General features: G+C 75.5%; 15 protein-coding genes. 13 read left to right on the top strand and 2 right to left on the bottom strand.

The features are described from left to right. Positions 1 to 106 precede the first annotated feature (106 nt). Positions 107 to 2,764, top strand: coding sequence for an ABC transporter ATP-binding protein (locus CRV15_RS37665; protein WP_003962285.1), 2,658 nt, complete (start codon positions 107 to 109; stop codon positions 2,762 to 2,764). Then, complete coding sequence (locus CRV15_RS03775) at positions 2,761 to 4,518, top strand: ATP-binding cassette domain-containing protein (RefSeq protein WP_003962286.1); 1,758 nt, start codon at positions 2,761 to 2,763, stop codon at positions 4,516 to 4,518. Before CRV15_RS37665 ends, CRV15_RS03775 begins: the two co-directional genes overlap by 4 nt. A gap of 59 nt (positions 4,519 to 4,577) precedes the next feature. Here CRV15_RS03775 and CRV15_RS03770 read toward each other — a convergent pair whose 3' ends face one another. Both CRV15_RS03770 and CRV15_RS03765 read right to left on the bottom strand, forming a co-directional pair. Continuing rightward, a complete protein-coding gene (locus CRV15_RS03770) occupies positions 4,578 to 5,183 on the bottom strand; it encodes a response regulator transcription factor (RefSeq protein ID WP_009997861.1) in 606 nt (201 codons plus the stop codon). A 747-nt stretch (positions 5,184 to 5,930) separates the two neighbouring features. Beyond that, the gene (locus tag CRV15_RS03765; protein ID WP_003962290.1) at positions 5,931 to 7,340 is read right to left on the bottom strand and encodes an NsdA family TPR-like regulatory protein; all 1,410 of its coding nucleotides are present in this window, start codon (positions 7,338 to 7,340) and stop codon (positions 5,931 to 5,933) included. Between the two features lie 352 nt (positions 7,341 to 7,692). Between CRV15_RS03765 and CRV15_RS36245 the strand changes: the two genes are divergently transcribed. The 11 genes from CRV15_RS36245 (at position 7,693) to CRV15_RS03710 (ending at position 21,841) form a co-directional block, all read left to right on the top strand. Beyond that, positions 7,693 to 9,432 (top strand): phosphotransferase, encoded by a 1,740-nt coding sequence (locus CRV15_RS36245; RefSeq protein WP_009997862.1) that lies wholly within the window; start codon positions 7,693 to 7,695, stop codon positions 9,430 to 9,432. A 205-nt stretch (positions 9,433 to 9,637) separates the two neighbouring features. Then, positions 9,638 to 10,969, top strand: coding sequence for an aminotransferase family protein (locus tag CRV15_RS03755; RefSeq protein WP_003962292.1), 1,332 nt, complete (start codon positions 9,638 to 9,640; stop codon positions 10,967 to 10,969). Then, entirely contained in the window at positions 10,966 to 12,912 is a 1,947-nt protein-coding gene (locus CRV15_RS03750) for a 1-deoxy-D-xylulose-5-phosphate synthase N-terminal domain-containing protein (protein WP_003962293.1), read from the top strand. The genes CRV15_RS03755 and CRV15_RS03750 overlap by 4 nt, the downstream gene beginning before the upstream one ends. A 130-nt stretch (positions 12,913 to 13,042) precedes the next feature. Continuing rightward, the gene (locus CRV15_RS03745; RefSeq protein WP_230864178.1) at positions 13,043 to 14,389 is read left to right on the top strand and encodes a glycosyltransferase; all 1,347 of its coding nucleotides are present in this window, start codon (positions 13,043 to 13,045) and stop codon (positions 14,387 to 14,389) included. 28 nt (positions 14,390 to 14,417) lie between these two features. Then, on the top strand, positions 14,418 to 15,356 hold the full coding sequence (locus CRV15_RS03740; protein WP_230864179.1) for an SDR family NAD(P)-dependent oxidoreductase: 939 nt from the start codon (positions 14,418 to 14,420) through the stop codon (positions 15,354 to 15,356). A 232-nt stretch (positions 15,357 to 15,588) separates the two neighbouring features. After that, complete coding sequence (locus tag CRV15_RS03735) at positions 15,589 to 16,584, top strand: methyltransferase (RefSeq protein ID WP_009997868.1); 996 nt, start codon at positions 15,589 to 15,591, stop codon at positions 16,582 to 16,584. Then, positions 16,581 to 17,627 carry an endonuclease/exonuclease/phosphatase family protein gene (locus CRV15_RS03730; protein WP_003954424.1) on the top strand — a complete coding sequence of 349 codons (1,047 nt, stop codon included), beginning with the start codon at positions 16,581 to 16,583 and terminating at the stop codon, positions 17,625 to 17,627. The genes CRV15_RS03735 and CRV15_RS03730 overlap by 4 nt, the downstream gene beginning before the upstream one ends. Then, a complete protein-coding gene (locus CRV15_RS03725; protein WP_003962295.1) occupies positions 17,624 to 18,253 on the top strand; it encodes a sugar O-acetyltransferase in 630 nt (209 codons plus the stop codon). The genes CRV15_RS03730 and CRV15_RS03725 overlap by 4 nt, the downstream gene beginning before the upstream one ends. A 34-nt stretch (positions 18,254 to 18,287) precedes the next feature. After that, positions 18,288 to 18,965: an HAD family hydrolase gene (locus CRV15_RS03720; RefSeq protein WP_003954427.1), complete on the top strand. Its 678-nt coding sequence runs from the start codon at positions 18,288 to 18,290 to the stop codon at positions 18,963 to 18,965. An 84-nt stretch (positions 18,966 to 19,049) separates the two neighbouring features. Continuing rightward, positions 19,050 to 19,952 carry a DUF4231 domain-containing protein gene (locus CRV15_RS03715; RefSeq protein ID WP_009997870.1) on the top strand — a complete coding sequence of 301 codons (903 nt, stop codon included), beginning with the start codon at positions 19,050 to 19,052 and terminating at the stop codon, positions 19,950 to 19,952. Beyond that, positions 19,925 to 21,841 carry an NACHT domain-containing protein gene (locus tag CRV15_RS03710; protein ID WP_009997871.1) on the top strand — a complete coding sequence of 639 codons (1,917 nt, stop codon included), beginning with the start codon at positions 19,925 to 19,927 and terminating at the stop codon, positions 21,839 to 21,841. Before CRV15_RS03715 ends, CRV15_RS03710 begins: the two co-directional genes overlap by 28 nt. The last annotated feature ends 33 nt before the right edge of the window (positions 21,842 to 21,874 follow it).

Below are 21,874 nucleotides of genomic sequence, written 5' to 3'. Positions count from 1 at the left end.
CGCCGGTGAGACACCCGGCGGGCCCCGCCCACACGGCCGGTCCCGGGTCACGCGCCCGGGGCCGGCCGCCCTGCTCCGCCCGGACCCGGATCGGGAAGGAACCCGCGTGACGCACAGTCCGCCGACGGCGACGTCCTCCCCGCCGTCGCAGACCGCCGTCCCGCGCGCCGGGCGGCTCCGCCTCACGCTGCTCGCCCTCTGCTCCACCGGCGGCGCCCTCGCCGCGGTCGTTCTGCCCGCCGTCCTCGGGAACACCGTGGACGAGCTGCTGGCCCGGGGCGAACCCGTATGGTCCGCGCTGCTCCTGTGCACCGCGCTGACCGCGGCCGAAGCGCTCTTCGACGCGGTCGTCGCCGTCGTCGGCGGCACCACCACCGCGGAGCTGACCGCCCGGCTGCGCGTCGCCGTCGTCCAGCGGGTCACCGGCTGCGAACCCCGGCACGGCCAGAGCGTCACGGCGGGCGACCTCACCACCCGGCTCACCGCCAACGCCGCGGAGGCCGCCGGGGTCCCCGTCATCACCGCCACCGCCGTCGCCTCCGTGCTGATGCCGCTCGGCGGGGTCGCCGGACTCCTGCTCGTCGACGCGTGGACGGCGCTCGCGCTGTTCGTCGCGGCCCCCGCCCTCGTCGTGCTGCTGCGGACCCTCGTCCGCGACACGGCCCAGGTGTCCGCCGACTACCAGAGCGAACAGGCCCGGATCGCCGGACGGCTCACCGAGGTGCTCGACGGCATCGCGACCGTCCGCGCCGCCCACACCGCCACCCGCGAACAGGCCAGGATCACCGGACCGCTCACCGAACTGGACGCCCACGGACGGCGGACCTGGCAGATCCAGGGCCGCGCGGCGGCGGGCGCGGCGGCGCTGCTGCCGGTGCTCACCGCCGTGGTCCTCGCCGTCGCCGGGATACGGACCGCCGCCGGGGCGCTCAGCGTCGGCGCGCTGCTGGCGGTCTCCCAGTACGCCGTCCTCGCCGTCGGGTTCGGCTCGCTGACCGGGTCGCTGAGCGCGATCTCCCGGGGCCGCGCCGCCGCCCGGCGCCTGGAGCCGCTGCTCGCGCTGCCGCCCGTGCCGCACCGCTCGCTCACCCTGCCGCCCGGCGGCCCCGGGACGCTGGAGCTGCGCGGCGTCGACGTCGTCCGGGACGGCGAGCGACTGCTGAACGGGGTGGACCTCACCGTCCCCGGGGGAACGGCCACCGCCGTCGTCGGGCGCTCCGGCTCGGGGAAGTCCCTGCTCGCCGCGGTGGCGGGGCGGCTCACCGACCCCGACGCCGGGAGCGTCACCCTCGACGGGGTGCCGCTGGACGGCATCGACCCCGACGAACTGCGGGACCAGGTCGCCCATGCCTTCGCCCGGCCCGTACTGCTGGGGACGACGGTCGAGGACGCCGTCGGCTACGGCGACCCCCGGCCCTCCGGCGACCGGGTCCGCGACGCCCTCCGGGACGCGTCCGCCGAACCCTTCGTCGCCCTGCTGCCGCTCGGGGCGCGCACCCCGCTGGAGCAGGCCCCGCTCTCCGGCGGCGAGTGCCAGCGCCTCGGCCTGGCCCGGGCCTTCGCCCGCCCGGCCCGGCTGCTGATCCTCGACGACGCGACCTCCAGCCTGGACACCGTGACGGAGAGCCAGGTGCAGGCGGCCCTCGCCCGGCGCGCCGGTACGGTGACCCGGCTGATCGTCGCCCACCGCGTCTCCACCGCCGCGTCGGCCGACCAGGTCGTCTGGCTGGACCGCGGCGAGGTCCGCGCCATCGCCCCCCACGCGACCCTCTGGCACCACCCGGACTACCGGGCCCTCTTCCACCAGAACCCCCGTCCCGCGCCGCCACAGGGCGGCTCAGGGCCCACGGCGCCCGTGCCGGAGGCCGGTACCCGGGGCCCGGCCGTCCGCGTTCCGCGTCCCTACGGGGAACCGCCCCGCCCGGCGCCGGGCGGTCCCGGGAACTCCGCCGCCCCGGCGCGCCCCGGGGCGGACGGGGAGGGCCCGTCCCCCGCCGGGCCCGAGCGTGCGGCTGCGGGCGGCCCGGGCCAGGGGCCCGGTGCGCCGGGTGTAGCCGGGGGCTTCCTCGGGGTGTCCGCGGGTGCGGGTGCCGCCTCTGGGGCCGCTGTGCCGGACGGTGTTCCTCCGGGCGTGGCCGGTCATCGGTCCGGGGCTGTGGGGGACGGTTCGTTGTCCGGTGTGCCGGGGCGGGTTGTCGTGGGTGGTGGTCCGGGTCGTGGGTTCCGGGTCGGTGTGCCGGACGGTGTTCCTCCGGGCGTGGCCGGTCATCGGTCGGGGGGCGTGGGGGACGGTTCGTTGTCCGGTGTGCCGGGGCGGGTTGTCGCGGGTGGTGGTCCGGGTCGTGGGTTCCGGGCCGCTGTGCCGGACGGTGCTCCTCCGGGTGCGGCCGGGCATCCGTCCGGGCCGGGTGGGGACGGTTCGTCGTCCGGTGTACCGGAACGGGCTGCTCCGGGCGGCTCGGGCCAGGGATCCCGGGCCGGTGGGGGTGGGCCGGGGGAGGTCCTTCCGGATACGGCCGGTCAGCCCTCAGGGGCCGATGGGGAGCACCCCTCCGGGGCCGGGCCGGGGAACGCGGCCGCGGAGAGCTCCGGCCGGGGGCCCCGCGCCCGCGGGAATGGGTCCACGGCGGCCCCGGACCCGTCCATGGACTCCGCGGACGGGCGCGTCCGCACCGGACCGCCGGACGGCGGCGAGGTCCCCGGCGCCGGGGACAGGGCTCCTTCCGCGGCGGTCGGGGCACTCGGTGAGGGAGCGGGCGGATGAGCGGGAAAAGCGGGAAAGCGGCGGCGGGGACCGCGCTGGGCCGGGTGGCGCGGGAGGCGCGGCCGTTCCTGAGGGCGCGGACCCGCGCCCTCGTCCGGCTCGGCGGCTGGTCGACGCTGGAGTTCGCGCAGACCTTCCTCACCGGCCTCGCCGTGGCCCGCGCCCTCGACGACGGCTTCCTCGACGGAAGGACCGGCACCGGCCTCGCCTGGCTGGCCCTCGCCGCCCTCGCGGCCGTCCCCGCCGCGCTCGCCACCCGGGGCGTCTTCGCCCGCCTCGCCGACCTGGTGGAGCCGCTGCGGGACGGACTGGTGCGCCGCGCGTCCGCCCAGGCCCTGCACACCGCCCTCACCGCCACCGGCCCCACGACCGCGGGCCCGGTCTCCCGGATCACCCATCAGAGCGAGATCGCCCGCGACGGCTGGGCCGGACTGGTGCTCGCCCTGCGGTCGTTCGTCTTCACCACCGCGGGCGCCCTCGCCGGACTCGCCGCCCTCTCCCCGCGGCTGCTGCTCGTGGTGCTGCCCCCGCTGCTGCTCGGCATCGCGCTGTTCCTGGCCACGCTGCCCCCGATGGCCGCGCGCCAGCGCGAGTACCTCGGCGCGGACGAGGACTTCGCCGCCCACGCGGGCCGGGCCGCCGCCGCGCTGCGGGACATCGCCGCGACCGGGGGCGCCGCCCGCACCGTCGCCGAAGCCGAACGGAACGTCCGCGTCCAGGCCACGGCGGCCCGTGCCCTGGCCCGCTGGGCGGGGGTCCGCGTGCTCGCGCTGGCCATCTGCGGGCGGCTGCCCGTACTGCTGCTGCTGTTCGCCATCCCCTGGCTGACGCGGCACGGCCTCACGGGCGGCGCGCTGGTGGGCGCGTTCACCTATCTCACCTTCTCCCTCGGACCCGCCGTGTACGCGCTGCTGTCCCTGATCGGCACCGCCGGGGGACGGCTCGTGGTGGTGCTGGACCGGTTCACCGGACCGGTACGGCTGCCCGCCCCGCCCACCGCCTCCGCACCCGCACCCGCCGCCCGGGCGACGGCCGCCCCGGTCCCCGCGGTCGCCGAGCTGCGTTCCGTCGATTTCGCCTACGGACCCGCCGCCCGCCCCGTGCTCGACCGGCTCGACCTCACCCTCCGGCCCGGTGACCGGCTCGCCGTCGTCGGCCCCAGCGGCAGCGGCAAGTCGACGCTCGCGTCCGTGCTCGCCGGGGTCGCGGCCCCCACCGGGGGCGAGGTGCGCTGGCTGGGCCGCCCCGCCGGGGAACTGGACCCCACCGCCGTCCGTACGCTCCTGCCGCAGCAGCCGTACGTCTTCAGCGGAACGCTGCGCGACAACCTCCGCTATCTGCGCCCCAAGGCCCGTGACCGCGAACTCTCGGCCACCGTCGCGGCGATCGGGCTCGACGCCCTGGTGGAGCGGCTCGGCGGGCTCGACACACCGCTCGACCCCCGGCGGCTCTCCCCCGGGGAGCGCCAGCTCGTCGCCCTGGGCCGGGCCCATCTCACCACGGCCCCGCTGCTGATCCTGGACGAGGCGACGAGCGAGCTGGACCCGGAGGCGGAGGCGCGGGCCGAGGGCGCGCTCGCCGAACGTGCGGGTGCGGTGCTCACCATCGCCCACCGGATCGGGTCGGCGTACCGGGCCGGCCGGGTGCTGGTCATGGACGGCACCCGCACGGTCGAAGGGACCCCGGCCGAACTCCTCGACCGCTCGGCGCTCTTCCGCGATCTCGCCGGCCGCTGGTCCCACATCCCCGGCTGATGCCGGCCCCGCCGGGCGTCCCCGGGGCCGTCACCCGTCCGTGGTCCTGCTCGTACCCCCTACAGCCAGCCGAACTCCCGGGAGAGTCTGATCGCGTCCAGCCGATTCCTGGCGCCTGTCTTGCGTATCGCCGCCGCGAGATAGTTGCGTACCGTGCCGCTGGCCAGATGCAGCGCGTTCGCTATCGACGACACCGACTCCCCCTCGGCCGCCAGCGCGAGCACCCGCAATTCCCGTGCGGACAAAGGAACCTCACTGGCCTGGAGCAGCCCGAAGGCCAGGGACTGATCGATATGGCGGCCTCCCGCCGCGACCTTCCGCACCACCTCGCAGAGATTGTCCACCGGCCCGAACTTGTCTATGTAGCCACGCGCTCCGGCGTCCGAAGCTCTGCGCAGATCACCTGCCCGGTCCCCCCGGGCGAGGACCACCAGCGCGGTGCCGTGGTCGGCGGGGTGCCTTAAAGACTCGGCATAGGTGAGGACTTCCAGGGAATCGGGACAGTCGAGATCGGTGACGAGTATGTCGGCGGGACACTCCGCCATCGCCGGGCGCACGCCGCCCTTGTCGGTGGTCCGCACGGTCAGATCTCTGTCCTTGCTCATCAGGCAGGCCAATGAGGCCCGCCATAGGGACACCTCGTGCACCAAGAGAACCGACGTCATGGCTGCTCCTTCTTGCTCTCCGCGACATGCTGGCTCATCGAGCCTCTTCACTGGGTGTACACAGGCCATACGTATCCGTGTGCAACAGGCACCAGTTCACCTCAGCCGGGACGGGTATCACTGACGATCTGCCTAATACCCGCGGACAGGCCGTCGCGAGAGGGGCGTGCGAGCGCACACAACGTGCGCCTATGCGCCCCCTCTTGGCCAACTTCCGTTGTATGCATCGGGTTTAAAAGCGAAACAGAAGGCCAAGGAGGGTCGCCTCGTCTCCCCTCGGGGCGGCCGGGAACTCTTCTTCCCCCGGTACCGAAGGTCTAGTCCGGCGAAGGCCATGAGCGCTCCAGGCCCGTCCGCGCGCGCCGGGCGGGGGAGGGCGCGCCGGATGCCGTACGAGGGGCGCCGGTCCCGCCGCGTCGGCAACGTCCGTACGCTGTCCACCTGTTCGTATGAATTCCGGCTCACGTACCCGTGCCGCCCCGGCTCCGCCGTCTGTCGCACGGCATGCTGCCGACCATGCAAGATCCGTTCGCGTACGCCCTTGTCTTCGGATCGCTCCGGTCCCCCTACGGCCCGGGGGTGCCGTCGCCCCGCTGCCGCCGCCCGTCCGGACCGGTCCGCCCGGCGGGCTCCGTCCCCGCGGCCGAGCCGTCCCGGTCGGCTGAATCCCTCTGTCCGTTCGGGGCCGTGCGGGCGGTCGAACCCATCCGCCGGGCCGGGTTCCCGCCGCTGGTGGAGCCTCCGTGGTCAGTCGAGCCCGTCCGCCCGGGCCAGGAGTCCGGCGGCGGGGGGGTATCGGCGGTGGGGCCGTAACTGCCGGCGCATGGCGCCGAGCCGGCGGGCGGCCCGCACCGAGTCCAGTGACGGATAGGCGTCCAGAAAGGCCCCCCAGTGCGGAAGTGCCGCGTCCAGATGGCCGAGACCCAACTGCGCCTCGGCCAGCCGGGCGTGGGTGAGCACCCGGGCGTGCCGCTCCCCGGGGGTACGGGCCCGCAGTGAGGCCGTCAGCGCCCGTACCGTCCCGGGCCGGTCGCCGAGCGCGCAGAGCGTCTGCGCCCGCTGATAGTGCAGGGCGCCGAGGGAGTACGCGGTGAACGGTCCGGGGGCGCTCCCGCCGTCGAGGTGCAGCCGCTCCGCCCGCTCCAGCGAGCACAGCGCCGCCCGCCGGTCGTCCCGGGCCTGGAGCACCGCCAGATGGGCCTGGGCATACGCCTGGACGACGGGCGGCGCGTGCCGGGCGTGGTCGCAGGCGCGTTCGGCGAGGTGGAGAACGGCCGGGCCGCTGTGGCCGAGATCGTGCGCATGGGTGGCCATCGTGCGCAGCGCGATCGCGAGGGTCGCGTGGTCCCGCGCGTCAGCGGCGAGCCGGGCGGCGACGAGCTGGTAGTGCTGGGCCACCGCGTCGTCCCCGCCGTCCGCGCAGATCCGGCCCAGCAGCAGGGTGAGCTGTGCCGCCTTGGAGAGCAGCCGCCGATGGGTGGTCTGCGGCGACGGCGCGTGCAGCCGGGCGGTGACGTCATGGGCGAGATACGCGGCCAGCGGGGCGCGCACGGGACCGCCGCCGAGGCGTTCGGCGGCGGTGGCGAAGATCTCGGCCATGGCGTCCATCCGGGCCGCGTCGGCCGCCCCGGCCCGGGAGGCGCCCTCCGCCCGACCCGCCGGACCCGTCGGACTCGCCGGGCTCACCGCACCGACCGCACCCGCGGGGCCCGGTGGGGCGGCCGGGGCTGTGTCCCGGGCCGCGGACCTGCGGGGCGGCAGCAGTTCCGGCACCGCGAAGGCGAGCGGGCTGAAGAGCGCGGAGGCGAGCAGCGTCCGCCGGGCCGGGTCGAGTTCGGCCTGGGTGAGCTGGGTGAGCGTACGGAGCGGCGCGGTGTCCCAGGAGAGCGGCGGCATCCGGTCGGGGGCCCGGGTCAGCCCGGCCTGTTCGGCCGATACGGGCCGGTCCAACCGCCGGGACAGGGCCTCCAGCAGATACGCGGGCGCGGGCGGCCGGGGCCGGACCCCCGCCAGCCAGCGGGAGACCGACGAGCGGTCGCAGGCCATCGGGCTGCCGTGCTCGGCCGCGACCTGCCGGACGGCGCGGGCGAGTTGCGCCGCGCTCCAGTCGGCGGTCTCCAGCAGCAGTCGCAGCCGTGCGTTGGGGGTAGGGGGCACAGGCCCCTCCTTCGGGGATGTCGGACCGGCCGCTGACACTTGGTGAGTGGTTTCACAACCGGGCAAAGTCGCACGGGGTGCCCCGCTGCGGCGATCCCCGGCGCCTTGTGCGGACCGGGGACCGGGCGGTCCAATGTGATTACCCGGCAGTCGCCCCGGTGCAACAGATGTGTGTCGGGCAAAGTCCTCGCGGATATGCGCGCAGAGCACGCTTGAAGAGCAGCAGCGCCCGCACCCCCGTGCCGTCACCGGCCCGGGGCCGCGGATGGTGCCGGTCCCGCCGAGCCGTGTCCGCGTCGCAGAGGCGCGGAGGGGCGACCGCGCCGGGTGCGGCCCGGATGCAGGGGGAGCGATGCAGCAGCACACGGAGCGCGCACGCCACGGCGACAGCCCGCGGAACGGGGGCGCCGAGCCCCGGTGCGGCACCGGCCCGGAGCGGGGACCCGCCGTCGGCCTGCCCCGGACGACGCACCCCGCCGACGGCCCCGTCGGTACGGCCGACGGCCCCGGCCGCCGTACCGGTACGGCCGACGGCCCTGTCCGTACCGCCGACGGCCCCGCCTGTGCCGTCGGCGGTACCGTGCGCCCCGCCCCCGCCCCCGCCCCCGCCCCGTCCGCGGCGGCGGGGCGCACACCGTCCGTGGCGCGCCCGGGAGATCCGCCGTCCGGCGGCCGTTTCCGCGCCGCCCCCACCGGGCCCGGGGAGCACCACGCCGCCGACGACACCGACACCGACACCGACATCGGGTCCGGGTCCGGCCCGGCCGTCCCGCCCTCCGTCCCGCCGTGCGCTCCGGCCTCCGCTTCCGCTTCCGCTTCCGTTTCCCCGTCGGGTCCGGTGCCCGCCCCGCCGCCCGGAGCCCTGTTCGCAGCCGCGCCGGGCCCCCTGTCCGGACCTCTGCCCGGCACGGTGGCGCGCCCGCTCCGGAGCGCCGGCCCCCCTGTCCGGCCCGGGACCGGGGCGTGGGTGCGGGCACTGCTCGCCCGGCACTGGGGCCTCGACCCCGGACGCACCGCCGTACGGCCCCTGCTGGTCGACGGGGCCGCCCCGCTCAGTCACACCGCCGGACTCTGGGAGGCCGACACCCGCGGGGTCCGCCGAGTGCTCAAGGTGCGGCTGAATCCCGACGCCCTGCGCCCGTCCGCCCTCTACGAGCTGAAGGAGGCGATCGGCGACCACTGCCGCCGAGCGGGTGTCCCCGTCGGGGAAGCGGTCCCCGCGCTCGACGGCCGGGCCGGGGTGTGGTGCGACGGCACCGTCAGCGAACTCGCCCCCCGGTACGGGGGAGCGCTCGCCGACCCCGCCGACCCCACGCAGGCCGCCGCCGTCGTCCGCTGCGGGCTGCGGCTGCGCCGCGCCCTGGACACCGTTCCCGGTCCGCTGCGCGACGAACTCGCCGGTCTGCCGCTGCCGTCGCTGGTCGAGGTGGAGGACTGGCGGGCGGCGCTCGCCGACGCCGCACGGCTGCTCACCACGGCCGAGCGGCGCACCGACCGCTGGTCCCGGCTGGCGGCGGACGCCCTGCGCCCCGCCGTGGCCTCGGGCCCGCTGCTGGACGAACGGCTCACCGCCCCCGGCGGCCGCCCGCGCCCGCCCGCGGTGATCCACAGCGATCTCCACCCGCACCACTTCGTCCTCGTGCCCTCCGCCGAAGGCCCGCCGCCCCCTGCCGAAGGCCCGCTGCCCTCCGCCGAGGACCCGCCGCACCCCGCCGGGGGCCCGCCGCCCGGGGCGGACCGTGCCGTCCGTGCCGTGCTGGACTTCGACAACCTCCAGACCGGCGATCCGCTGCTCGACCTGGCGTGGCTCGCCGAGGCCGCCGGGCGGGTCGCCGGCGCGGTCGCCCGACGGCGGGCGCTGACCGCGTTCCTCGGGGACGCCAGGCGGCTCGGGCTGCTCGGGCCCGGCGAGGAGACGCTGCTCATGCCCCTGTTGATGGCGCACTCGCTGCCCGTCGTCGTCGACATCGCCAAGGACATCCTGGAGCGCGGTGATCTCAGCCCCCAGTGGCCCGGCTACTTCGCCCTGCTCTCCCCGGAACGGAGACTCGGCGTCCACCGCTGCCTCGTCGCGGCGGGACGGGCCCTGTGACCCGGACACGCCCTGCGGTCCGCCCCGTGCCCCGGCCACGTCCTGTACCGCGCTGAGGCGGCCCCGCGCGGCTCACCGTGCCCTTCCGCCGCCGTGCTCCGCCGCCCCCTCGCCCCGCCCCGTCCCCTCTCGTCCCCCTGCTTCCGTCCCCTGACATCCCTCCGCCACCGGAAAACCCGGACACTCCCCTGGAGGCGACTCCGCCATGCTGCCCCACGAGACGGCCGCTGTCTCACCCTGGCCCGCCGACCTGTCCGCGTACTGCTTCGAGGTCCCCTACACCGAGTCCTCCGTCCTCTTCGAATCGGGCAAGGGCGTACGGCTCTCGGACCGGGCGGGCCGCTCCTATCTCGACGGACTGTCGGGGGTGTTCGTCACCTGCTTCGGCTACGACTGCGCCCCGATCGTCAGCGCCGTGACCGCGCAGCTCCGAACGCTGCCCTTCCATCCGCCGCTGCACGGCACCAACACCCCGGCGCTGGAGCTGTCCCGGGAACTCGTCGCCCTGGCGCCCGCGCCCCTGACCACGGCCAAGCTGGTCAACGGCGGCTCCGAGGCGGTCGAGGCCGCGTTCCGGCTGGCCCGGCTCTACCACCACGCCCAGGGCGAACCCGGCCGGCTGAAGATCCTCAGCCACTACCACGGCTACCACGGAGCCACCTACGGCTCGCTCTCGCTGACCGGCAGGCCCGATGTGGAACGCTTCGGACCGGGAGTGCCCGGGGTGGTCCACGTCTGGCCGCCGGACTGTCTGGAGAGTTTCCTCGGGATACCGGCGGAGGAGTCCGGGGACCGGGCGGCGGCGCTCGTCGAACGGACCCTGGAGGCGGAGGGCCCCGAGTCCGTCGCCGCCGTCGTCGTCGAACCGGTGATCCATCTGCGCGGCATGGCGATCCCGCCACCCGGTTATCTGCGCAGGCTGCGCTCCCTCTGCGACCGCCACGGAGTGCTCCTGATCTTCGACGAGATCGTCACCGGCTTCGGCCGCACCGGAGCGCCCTTCGCCGCGCAGAGCTTCGGTGTGATCCCCGATCTGATGTGCGTGGGCAAGGGCATCTCCGGCGGCTACGCCCCGCTCGCCGCCGTCCTGATGAGCGACCGGATCGCGGCGGCGCTCGGCGGCCCCGGCGGCCCCTACGCCTTCGCCCCGAGCCACACCTACGCCGCCAACCCGCTGGCGGCCGCCGCCGGACTGGCGGCGTTACGGCTGTTCGCGGAGGGCGGCTTCCCCGCCCGGATCAAGGAGCTGTCCGCCTTCCTGGAGCCCGGGCTCAGGGCGGCGCTGGGGGAGCGCGGCACCCTGCGGGCCCGTGGGCTGTTGTACGGGCTGAAGCTGACGGGCGCGGCACCGGACGCGGGCGAGCGCCTGGCCCGGGCCTGTCTGCGGCGCGGACTGATCATCCGGGGCCAGGACGACTGGGCGGTGCTCGCCCCCGCGTACATCACCACCCGGGCCGAGGCCGATGAGCTGACGGGGATCCTGGCCGAGGCCCTGGACGAACTGGAACGGTCCGGCACCTTCAGGGCGACGCTGTGAACCAAGCCTTCCGCAGGGCTGCCCTGGCGGCCCTCGACCGGCTGACCCCGGCCGAGGCGGCGGTGGTCCGGCGGGAGCTGGCCGAACTGGAACGGGGCGGCTACGAGGGCCCGTTGCCCGACCAGTGGCGCAGGCTCGCCGCCGCCGTGCCGGAGCGGCTCTACCACGACAGCGCGCGGCTGCTGCTGCGGATGCACCAGCTCGCCGGGTCGGGGAACCTCTCCAGCAATCTGTCCTCGCTGGCCATCGTCCGGGCCTGCTTCGATCTCGGACTCGTCCCGCCGCCGGGGGAGGCGGCGCCGGACGGGAACGGGGGCGCCCCGGCCGAACTGGTCGTGGGCCGCGGCCATATCGCCCCCGTCTTCCACGCCGAGCACTACGTCCGCGGACACCTCCCCTTCCTCCCGCTCACCACCCTCCACCGCGGCGGGCTCAGCGGGGTCGTCAGCCGTACCACCGGGTTCGCCAACACCATGCGCTACAGCCTCGGTGTGGGTGTCGCCCAGGCCACCAGCCTGGCCTGGGACCTGGCCCGGCGCGGAAGCGACCGCAAGGTGGTCTGTCTCGCGGGCGACGGCGAACTCCAGGAGGGCGTGGTCTTCGAGTGTCTGCGCTTCGCCCATGAGCACGACCTCGACCGGCTGATCCTCGTCGTCGACGCCAACGGCAAGGGCATCGAGCCGCTGCCCAAACCGCTGAGCGCCGGGTATCTCGCGGCCTTTCTCGGACGGGTCCGCACCGTCGACGGCGGCGACAGCGACGCCGTCGCGCGGTCCCTGCGCTCCCTGCTCGACACACCCGGCCGGGGCGCGCTGGTCTGCCGTACCCGGAAGGGGGAGCACAGCTACCGGCCCCCGCGCCCGCCGGAGGCGCCTCCCGTGCCGCCGTCCTTCGCCGCGGGCGCGGGCCGGATGCTCGCCGGGCACCGGCGGCGCACCGGGCGGGAACTCGCCGTGTTCACCGCCGACATGGCGGGCCGCTTCGGGCTTCCGGGCCGGGTCCCGTACACCAATACGGGGCTCGCCGAGAGTCTCGCCGTCGGCCTCACCCTCTCCCTGCCCGACCCGGTGGTGAAGGTGGTCGCCACCGACGCGATGTACTACATGGACTCCCTCAGCATGCTCACCGAGGCCACCACCGGGGTGCGGAACCTGGTCGTCCTCGCGGGCCGTAGCTGGGGCGCCTGGGGCGGGGCGCACAACGCCACCAATCTGCTCGGGGGGCTGCTGCACACACGGGTGTACGAGCCGGTCACCGAGGCGGAGTTCGCCGCCTGTCTGGACCGGGCGGCGGAGCACCCGGCCGTCACCCATGTACTGAGCATGGTCGACGCCCGTTTCGAGCCACCGGCGGCGGACTGCTCGGCCGACCCCGACGGCGCCGTCTGGATCACCCCGCCGCCGTTCGCTCAGCCGGTCACCCCGCCGGTCACTCAGCCGGCCGCCGCGCCGGTCGTCCCGTCGCCGGTGCGGCGGCCCGGTGCGGCGGCGGTCGTGTCCTTCGGCTACGCGAGCACCCTGGTGGCCGAGGCCAACCGGGGGCTGGGCATCCCCCATCTGCACTGCGCCGCCCTCGTGCCCGAGCTGCCCGCCGCGGTCCTCGCCGTGCTCGCGGGGTGCGACCGGCTGCTGACCGTCGAGTACAACGGGGCGGACGGCGGCTTCGGGGAGGGGCTGCGCCGCCGCCATCTGCTGCCCGCGACCGTGCACGCCGTACGCCAGGACATCGCCAACTGCGTCCACGGCGAGCAGTTGCGGCGGCACGGAATGACCCCGCCCCAGCTACGGGAGCTGCTGCTGCGGACCACCGCCGGGGACGGGACCGGGAGCGGGGACGGGACCGGGGACGGGACGGGGGGCGACACGGGGCGCCGGGCGGGGAACACGGTCGCGGGCACCGCGGTGAACGGGACGGAGGTGGGCCGTGCGGGTGCATGCGCATGACTACCGGCCCCCCGCTCGGACCGGAGTGGCCGCCACCGGCCCCGCGTCCGACCCCGCTCCTGCCTCCGCTTCCGCCTCCGTTTCGGCTGTCGATTCCGGCTCCGGCTCGGTCTCCGGCTCCGGTGCCGCCGTGAGCGGTCCGGGCGGCACCGACGGCGCCGTGCTGATGCACCGCGAGGCCGCCGCCCTGCTCGCGGCGTCCGGGCACGACCTCCAGTGGCACGACCTCACCCGGGGGTCGGCCGCGCTCGCCCGCGCCGGGGACCGGGACGTCGTGTACGCGGGCTGCGGCCCGTACGCCTTCCTCCACCACGCCTGGCGCGAACGCTCCGGCGGCGGCTACCGGATCGTCCGCGAGGTGCACACCGCCCTGTGGTCCGGGTACTGGACCCAGGAGGAGCTGTGCGCGCCCCTGGTGCGCCCCGGAGATCTGGCGCTCTTCCCCACCGAGTACACCCGGAGCCTGTACCGGCGGCACTTCCCCTCCGTGCGCGACGACACCTCCGCCGTGCTCTACCCCCTGCTCGACCATCTCCCCGCGCCCGCGCCGCCCCGCCCCGTGCCCCCGCCGGGCCGTCCGCTGCGCGTCGGACTCCTCGGCGCCCTCTCGCTCGCCAAGAACGTCGACCAGGTGCTCGCCGTCCTCGCCCGGCTGCGCGACGAGGACATCACCCTGGTGTACGCGGGGAAGCCCAACCACCCCCGCTGGCGCCCGGCGGCCGTCGCCGCCGAGCTGGCCCGGCTCGGCGCCCGGCCCGGGGCCGCCCGCTGGGCGGGGATACTGGGCCGTCCGCAGCTCGGCGCCTTCTTCGCCGGGATCGACGTCCTGCTCTTCCCCAGCACCGCCGCGCGGGAGACCCTGGGCCGGGTGGTCCTGGAGGCGCTGGCCCATGGCGTCCCCGTGCTCGCGGCCCGGCTCGGCCCGGCGCCCGAACTGCTGCCCGCCCGCAATCTCGTCCCCGTCCGTCTCGACACCGGGGACGGCCTCTCCATGGACCGGGTCGGGCCGCTCGGCCGCGTCGACGAGGACGCGCTGGCGCGGAAGCTGATCGCGCGGGACTTCGCGCCCGCCGCGTTCCCCGCCCCGGAGCCGTACTCCACCGGGGCGTTCCTGCGGGCGCTCGCGGGCGAACTCCCGGCGGGGCCGCCCGGTGGCCACGACCGCACCGTCGAGGAGCGGCTGAGCGTTGCCCCCCGGACCGCCGCCGAGCTGGACTGGGCCCTGGACCGGGCCGTGTGCGCCTTCGCCGCGTACTTCACCCGGCGCGACGACCGACGACTGCGGTCCGACCTCGCCGACAGGGTCCCCGAGGGTCCCGCGCGGACGGCGCTCGACATCATCGTCCGCGCCCCGGAACGTCTGCTCGCCGACTACCGCTCCTTCCCCCGGCTGCTGGACGCCCTCGTCCTGCGGCCCCTGAGCTACCGCTTCCGCCCCGCTCCGGAGCCCTCGGGCACCGGCGGGCCAGGAGAGTGAGGAGAGCGCCATGACTCCCATGAGCCCTATGAGCCCTATGAACGACATGAGCCCCACAGGCCCCCAAGAACCCACAGGCCCTCAAGGTCCCACGGGTGCCGTACACCCCACGGCACTCACAGGCGCCACCGGCGGTACCCCGCGCGGCCCCGGCGAACTCAGTGGCCGCACGGCCCTGGTGATCGGCGGCGGACGCGGTATCGGCGCCGCCGTCGCCAGGACCCTGGCCGAGCGGGGCGCGTCGGTGGTGATCGCCGACACCGACCGGCTGCCCTCCGCCTACAACCACTACCGCTCCACCCGCGTCAGCGGATACACGGAGGCCGCCGAGGCCGCCCGGGCCCTGACCGCCGAGGGCCGCACCGCCGTCGCCCGCTCCGCCGACGCGACCGACGAGACGGCCGTCGGCGCGCTGTTCGCCTTTGTCGCCGACCGCTTCGGACGGCTGGACGTGCTGGTGAACGCGTTCGGAGTCACCCATGTGGGCCGGGTCGAGCAGATGGAGCTGGCCGAGTTCCAGCAGGTGGTGCGGGGCAACCTCGACGGGGTCTTCCTCGCCGCCAAGCACGCCGTCCCGCTGATGCGGCGCTCCGGCGGCGGCTCCATCGTCAACTTCTCCTCGGTGTCGGGACGTTCCGGATTCCCCCGGATCGCCCACTACTGCGCCGCCAAGTTCGGTGTCATCGGTTTCACGGCGGCCCTCGCCCAGGAGGTGGCCCGGGACCGCATCCGGGTCAACGCGGTCTGCCCCGGGATGGTCCGTTCCCAGATGTGGGGCTATCTGCTCACCGAGTTCCTGCGGCCGGGGGAGAGCGAGGAGGACTGCTGGGAACGGATGCGCGCCATGATCCCCCAGCGGGAGTTCCAGACCCCGCAGGACATCGCCGACCTCGTCGTCTACCTCGTCACGGCGCCCCGGGTCACCGGACAGGCGATCAGCGTGGACGGCGGTATGTCCGCGCCCTGACGGCCGCTTCGGGGGCCTGCGGGGCGCGGTGGCGTCTCCAGGAGGCGCGGGCGGTCCGGCAGGTCACGGACCGGAGGTCACCACGGAAACCTCCCGAAAGTGGGATTTACCCATGAAGTGACCATGGGTCCCTCTTTCAGGTTGTGTGCTCCTATGTGGCCTGAGTGGGCCGGGATTGCCCGATACGGTACCCGGGTCCCCGCCGACCCGCACCACCTGGAGCCCTCCGGGCATGATCTCACCGCGCCCCGTCACCGATCTGATCTGGGCCCACTGGCGGACCAGGGTCCTGCTCAGCGCCATCGACCTCGGTGTCTTCGCCGCCCTCTCCGCAGGCCCGCTCACCGCCGACGCGCTCCGCGCCCGCCTCGGCGTCCACCCCCGCCCCGCCGCCGACTTCTTCGACGCGCTCGTCGCCCTCGGCCTCCTCGAACGCCACGCGGACCACTACGCCAACGCCCCCGCGAGCGCCGAATACCTCGACCCCGCCCTCCCGCACACCTGCATCGGTCCGAGTCTCAGCGCCCAGTGCCCCGGGATGGCCGACGAACTGACCCGCCTCCTGCGCACCGGCGAGGCCCTGCGCCGGGCCCGGGACGGACGCGACTTCTACGCAGCCGTCTGCGCCGACGACCGCTCCGTACGCGCCTTCCAGCGCGACATGACCGCGCTGAGCATCGGCTCCGCGCGCGCCATCGCCGAGAAGTTCCCCTGGGCCGGATACCGCACCCTCGCCGACATCGGCTGCGCCGAAGGCGCGCTGCCCGCGCAGATCCTGCTCGCCCACCCCCATCTGAGCGCGACCGGCTTCGACCTGCCCGCCGCCCGCACCGGCTTCGAGCAGTACACGGCCCGGCTCGGGCTCGCCGACCGGGTGACCTTCACCGCCGGGGACTTCTTCCACGACGACCTCCCCGCCGCCGATGTCCTCGTCTTCGGCCACGTCCTGCACAACTGGCCCCCCGAGGACCGGCTGCGGCTGCTGCGCCGTGCCCACCGGGCCCTCCCCGAGGGCGGAGCCGTCCTGATCTACGAGACCCTCATCGACGACGAACGCCGGGACAACGCCATCGGACTGCTGCTCAGCCTCGTCATGCAACTGGAGGTGCCCGGCGGCTCCGACTACACCGGCGCCGAGTGCCACCGCTGGCTCACCGCGGCGGGCTTCACCGACCCGCGCACCGAGCACCTGGACGGCCCCGAATCCATGGTGGTGGCGGTCAAGTGAGCGAGCGCACCGATCTGTTCATGTTCTGGAACCTCTACGAGGCGGCCGTCGACCGGCTCGGCGGCGACGACGCCCGCTGGGAGGCGCAGCGGGAGCTGATCCTCGATCTGCGGCCCCGGGTCCTGCTCACCACCGAGGGCTGGGGGTGGAGCCGCGACGGGCACAAGCTCTTCGAGGACACCAGGGCGGCGCTGGCGATGGACGGCGCCCTCTTCCCGGCCCGGACCGGCTGCGACAAGGCCGTCTTCTGGCAGCCGGACATCACGGCGCTGGAGACGGAGAACGAGGCGGAGAGGGCACCGCACGACGAGTCGCACGACGGGCCGGGCACCGAGTCGCACGACGAGTCCGGCAACGAGCCGGGCACCGGGCCGGGCAGCGAGCCGGGAGGCGGGACCGCCGCCGGAGCCGCCCCGCCCGCTGGAGCCGCCCCGCCCGCCGGCGGCGCGCCCGCCCCCGCGTACGACACCGGGCCCGGCCGCGGCGCCGGATACCGCGAACCCGCCGCCTGGCACGGCCACGGCGCGGCCACCCTGCTGCTGCCGGGCTGGAGCCACCCCCTGCGCTGCGTCGTCGCCCACCTCGACCCGTACAGCCCCACCGGCCGCCTCGTCGAGTCCGACCGGCTGCGGCAGTACGCCGACCCGGCGGGACCGCCCACCCTCATCGCCCTGGACGCCAACACCGTCCCGCCGGGCGACCCCGAACCCGACTGGAGCCGCGTGCCCCGCCACCGCCGCGACGACCACCTCGCCCCCGGCGCCGACACCGCCGACCGCACCCCCCTGCACCGGCTCACCGGCCCCGTGCACGACCCCCTCTTCACCGACGCCGGAGCCCACGCCGGGGACCGCGCCCCCACCTTCGGCTTCCACCCGCCGGGCGAGGCCCCCCGCCGGATCGACCTCTTCCTCCTCGGCCCCGGGCTCGCCGCCCGCCTCGCCCGCTACCGGGCCGTCGACCACCCCCGGCTCACCGCGGGCCCCGACCGCCCCGCCGCGTCCGACCACCGCCCCGTCACCGTCGAACTGCGCCGCCGATGACCGTCGCGGGCCCCGCCGCCGGGGACGGACTGGAACAGCTCAAGAAGCGCATGGCCGCAGGCGAGACCTATGCCGCGTCCGACCCCCTGCTCCAGCCCCACCGGCTGCGCTGTATGGACCTGCTGGACACCGTCAACCGCACCGCGCTGCGCGACCACGCCACCCGTGAGACCGTGCTGCGGCAGCTCTTCGCGCGCCTCGGCCCCGACGGCTGGGTCATGCCCCGCTTCCTGTGCGAGTTCGGCTTCTTCATCGAGCTGGGCCCCCGGGTCCGGATCAACTTCGACGCCCTGCTGCTGGACTGCGCGCCCATCACCATCGGCGCCGACACCTGGCTCGGCCCCCGCTGCCAGCTCTACACCGCCAACCACCCCTTCGAACCCGAGCGCCGCGCCGCCCTGTGCGAACAGGCCAACCCGATCACCATCGGCGCCGACGTCTGGATCGGCGGTGGGAGCATCGTCCTGCCCGGAGTCACCGTCGGAGCCGGTTCCATCGTGGGCGCGGGCAGTGTCGTGACCAAGGACCTGCCGCCGGGCGTTCTCGCGGCGGGCAACCCCGCCCGGGTCCTCCGCGCCCTGCCCGAGGGCCACCGGCCCGGCCCCGGGGCCACCGCACCGCCGTGAGACCCCGCCCGAACCCTCAGCGAAAGGCCCCGCCGTGGACCCCGCCGCCCAGGCCGCCGCCGTCGTCTTCGACCACGACGGAACGCTCGTCGACACCGTGGGACCCGACTTCGACGCCTGCGCCGCGTTCTGCGCCGAGTTCGGCCTCCCGCTGTCCCAACGCCTCTGGGCCGACGAGATCTGCGGCCACCCCGACGGCCTCGGCAGACTCTTCGGGACACTGCGCTCCTCGGGCCGCACCCACGAGGACGACACCGCGCTGCGCAAGCGGCTCGAAGCCCAGTGGCGGCGCGCCTTCGCCCCCGGCCGGGTCCACCTCCTGCCCGGGGTCACGGAACTCCTCGACACGCTCCTCTCCCACGGTGTCCGGCTCGCCGTCGCCTCGGCCGCCGACCGCCACTGGGTGCTGCGCTGGCTCCGCCACTTCGAGATCGCCGACCGTTTCGAGACCGTCGTGAGCGGCGACGACGTACCGCACCGCAAACCCCACCCCGCGGTCTATCTGGAGGCAGCCGCCCGCCTCGGCGTCCCGGCGGGGCGGTGCGTGGCCGTCGAGGACTCCCGCATCGGAGTGGAGGCCGCGCGCGCCGCCGGGATGACCGTGGTCGCCGTCCCTACTGCCGCCACCCGGCACAGCGACTACAGCGGGGCCCACCATGTGCTCCCCGGCGGCCTGCCCACCCTCGGCTGGCCGCTCCCCGCCACCGGGTGAGGCCCGTTCACCCACCACCGCCCCGGCGCGCGGGCACCCCGCCGCCCTTTGCGTCCGGGGACGGGTCCCGGCCAAAATCCCCCTGTGACAGTGACCCCGCGGAACGCGGCCATAGCCAAGGTCTGGGACCAGCAGAGCATCTGGTCCCAGAGCGCCGACCGGCTCAAGTCCTCCGTCGAGGGCGCCCGCACCGCCGCCCTCGCGCTCGCCCTCGTGGCCGCCGCGCTCGGCACCGCCGCCTCCCAGAGCATGGACCTCACCTCCTGGCTCGGCCCCCTCCTCGCCTTCGCCGCCGCCGCGGCGGCGGGCGCCGCCCCCTTCGTCGCCCAGCGCGGCGGCCCCGCCCGGCTCAGCGACTGGATCCGCGCCCGCGCCGTGTCCGAGGCCCTCAAGGCCGAGGTCTACATCTGCCTCGCCGGAGCAGGCCCCTACCAGGACCGGGAACACGCGCCCACGCTGCTCGCCGAACGCGCGCACGGCTTCCGTACTGACGCCACCGACCTCATCCGCCACACGGCGGGCCGCACCCCCAGGAACCGGCCGCTGCCGCCCGTCACCGACACCGACTCCTATGTCGAACACCGGCTGCGCCGCCAGATCGACACCTACTACCGCCCCAAGGCCGATGTCATGCACGCCCGGGTCGAACGGGTCTCCCGCGTGGAACTCGTCTTCGGCCTCCTCGGCGCCGCCCTCGCCGCAGCCGCCGGAGCCCTCGCCGCCGACCGCCTCGCCGCCTGGGTCGCCGTCGTCGCCTCCCTCTCCATCGGCGTCACCGCCCACGGCATCGCCCAGCGCTACGCCTACCAGCACCTGGAGTTCCTGCGCACGGCGGAGCAGTTGGAACGCCTCCTGGCCGAGTGGGCGGCCGACGGGGCCGCCACCGGGGCGCCGACCGCCGAGGCGGCGACGGCCCTGGTGACCGAGTGCGAACACGCGATCTCCATCCAGAACGAGGCATGGATGATCCGCTGGACCGTGAGCTGATGGACACCACCGTGGAACTCTCCGAGTGGGAACGGGAGTTCGAACGCCGTTATCGGGCGGAGTGCCTGGAGCGGTACAGCGACCCGCAGGCCCTGGGGTCCTTCCCGTTCGCCCTGCGGATCGCTCCCCGGGACAGCGGTGAGCCGGAGGGCACCGCCGCGCACGGGTTTCCGGCGGCCCGGCGGGTCCTGCTGCGCGGCTGGGACGGGGACGACATGGGCGAGGTGCTCCGGCAGGAGGCCGTACGGAGCGCGGAGGACCCGGAGGGTCCGGTGCCCTTCCTGCTCCCGGAACACGCCCTGGCAGACATCTCCGGGCTGTCCGCCCCCGACTCCCTCCTGGCGGCGTGCGGCTCGCCGCTCGCCATGGAGGAGCCGCCCGGCTGGGTGGAGCGGATTCTTCTGACGGGCCGTGCCCTGCTGCTCATCGACGGTGTGGAAGGGTTCGCCCCACCGGTCCTGGAGGAGGCGCGGACGGTGCTGGCCGGGCTGCTGGAGCGCTACCCTGCCGTCTCGGTGACGGTGACGGCCCGGCTCGACGCCGTCCCCGGGTCCTGGCTGGCCGCCGAGGGCTTCACCGAGTACCGGCTGTGCCCCCTGGCCCCGGACGAGATCAGCGCGTTCATCGACTCCTGGGACTTCGCGAGCGGGAGCGAGGACACCGCGCGCGACACCCTGCTCCGGCTGCTGGCGGACAGCCCTCTCCTGGCGGATCTCGCAACGCACGCCCCGGTGCTCCGCATGTTCTGCTCCCTGCCGTGGGCCGACGGCCGGCGCACTCAGCCCTGGCGGACTCTTCTTCCCCGGCTGGGCGTTTCCCTGCTGGCCGGGCTGCGGTATGGGGGCACCCCCGGTGCACTGTCCAACATTTTGGCCGCCTTGCAGGGCCTCGCCCTCTGGCTCCAGCGCAACGGCCTCCCCGGCACCACCCAGGAACAGGCCGTCCGCCAGATCGAACGCTCCCTTCCCGCCGAGCCCGAGGAAGTACCCGGAACGGACGCGACCGCGGCGGAACTCCTCTCTCTGCTCCTCGACGACGGCGTGCTGCTGACCGAGCCCGCCCCCGGCCGGGTCGTCTTCACCCACCCCGTCCACCAGGTGTACGCGGCGGCCCGGGAAGCGGTGGAGACCGACGCGCTGGGCGAGGTGGTCCGGCACGCCCACGACCCCCACTGGCGGGACGTGGCGCTCTGCGCCGCCCGGCATGTCCTGCTGGACGAGGACCGCGCCTCCTTCGTCGCGGCCCTCCGGGACCGCGCCGACCGGGACCCCGTCCACGCCGAACGCCTCGCCCTGCTGGCCGACGAGGCCCTGCGCGAGCTGCCCGCGCCCCTCCCCGCACCACGGCGGCGGGTGCCGGAACGCCCCGCCGCGAGCGCCCCGCCACCGTTGCTCACCGGCTCCGTCGTGGAGGTCCGGCACCGGCCGTCCGCCGCCACCGGCCCGGAGTCCGAGCGCCCCGTCACCGTCACCCTGTCCGGTGAGGTACGCCCCGCCGAGCTGACCGCGCTGGCGGCCTCCGCCCGCCGCGCGGAGTGCTACGGCCTCGTCGATCTCACCCTGCTGCGGCTGCTGCCCCGGCTGCACACCGTGGTGATCGCGGGCCACCCCCGGCTGACCCGGCTCGACGACCTCGTCCCGTTGCCCCTGCTGCGCTCCCTCGTCCTCGTCGACTGCCCCCGGCTGCGCGATCTGACCGCGCTGACCGGCACCGGAGTGATGTTCCTCGAACTCGCGCCCCTCCCCGAGGAGTCCGTCATCGCCCCGCTCGCCGCCGCGCCCAGGCTGCGCGTCCTGTATCTGCCCACGCCCGGGGAGCGGTCCACCGACGGGCTCGCACGGCGGCTGCGCGGCGTCTCCCTGCTGCCCGGACTCTCGCTCGATGCCTGAGGGGCGTCTCGGGGAGGCCGCCGGGCACGGTGC

The organism is Streptomyces clavuligerus, from assembly GCF_005519465.1.
In the GTDB taxonomy this organism is placed as follows: Bacteria; Actinomycetota; Actinomycetes; order Streptomycetales; family Streptomycetaceae; genus Streptomyces; species Streptomyces clavuligerus.
This window is presented reverse-complemented; position numbering and strand designations above follow the sequence as displayed.

Coding starts and splice junctions, on each gene's coding strand:
- CRV15_RS03775 (WP_003962286.1), top strand. CDS start 2,761: ATGAGCGGGAAAAGCGGGAAAGCGGCGGCGGGGACCGCGCTGGGCCGG.
- CRV15_RS03770 (WP_009997861.1), bottom strand. CDS start 5,183: ATGACGTCGGTTCTCTTGGTGCACGAGGTGTCCCTATGGCGGGCCTCA.
- CRV15_RS36245 (WP_009997862.1), top strand. CDS start 7,693: ATGCAGCAGCACACGGAGCGCGCACGCCACGGCGACAGCCCGCGGAAC.
- CRV15_RS03755 (WP_003962292.1), top strand. CDS start 9,638: ATGCTGCCCCACGAGACGGCCGCTGTCTCACCCTGGCCCGCCGACCTG.
- CRV15_RS03740 (WP_230864179.1), top strand. CDS start 14,418: ATGAGCCCTATGAACGACATGAGCCCCACAGGCCCCCAAGAACCCACA.
- CRV15_RS03735 (WP_009997868.1), top strand. CDS start 15,589: ATGATCTCACCGCGCCCCGTCACCGATCTGATCTGGGCCCACTGGCGG.
- CRV15_RS03725 (WP_003962295.1), top strand. CDS start 17,624: ATGACCGTCGCGGGCCCCGCCGCCGGGGACGGACTGGAACAGCTCAAG.
- CRV15_RS03710 (WP_009997871.1), top strand. CDS start 19,925: ATGGATGATCCGCTGGACCGTGAGCTGATGGACACCACCGTGGAACTC.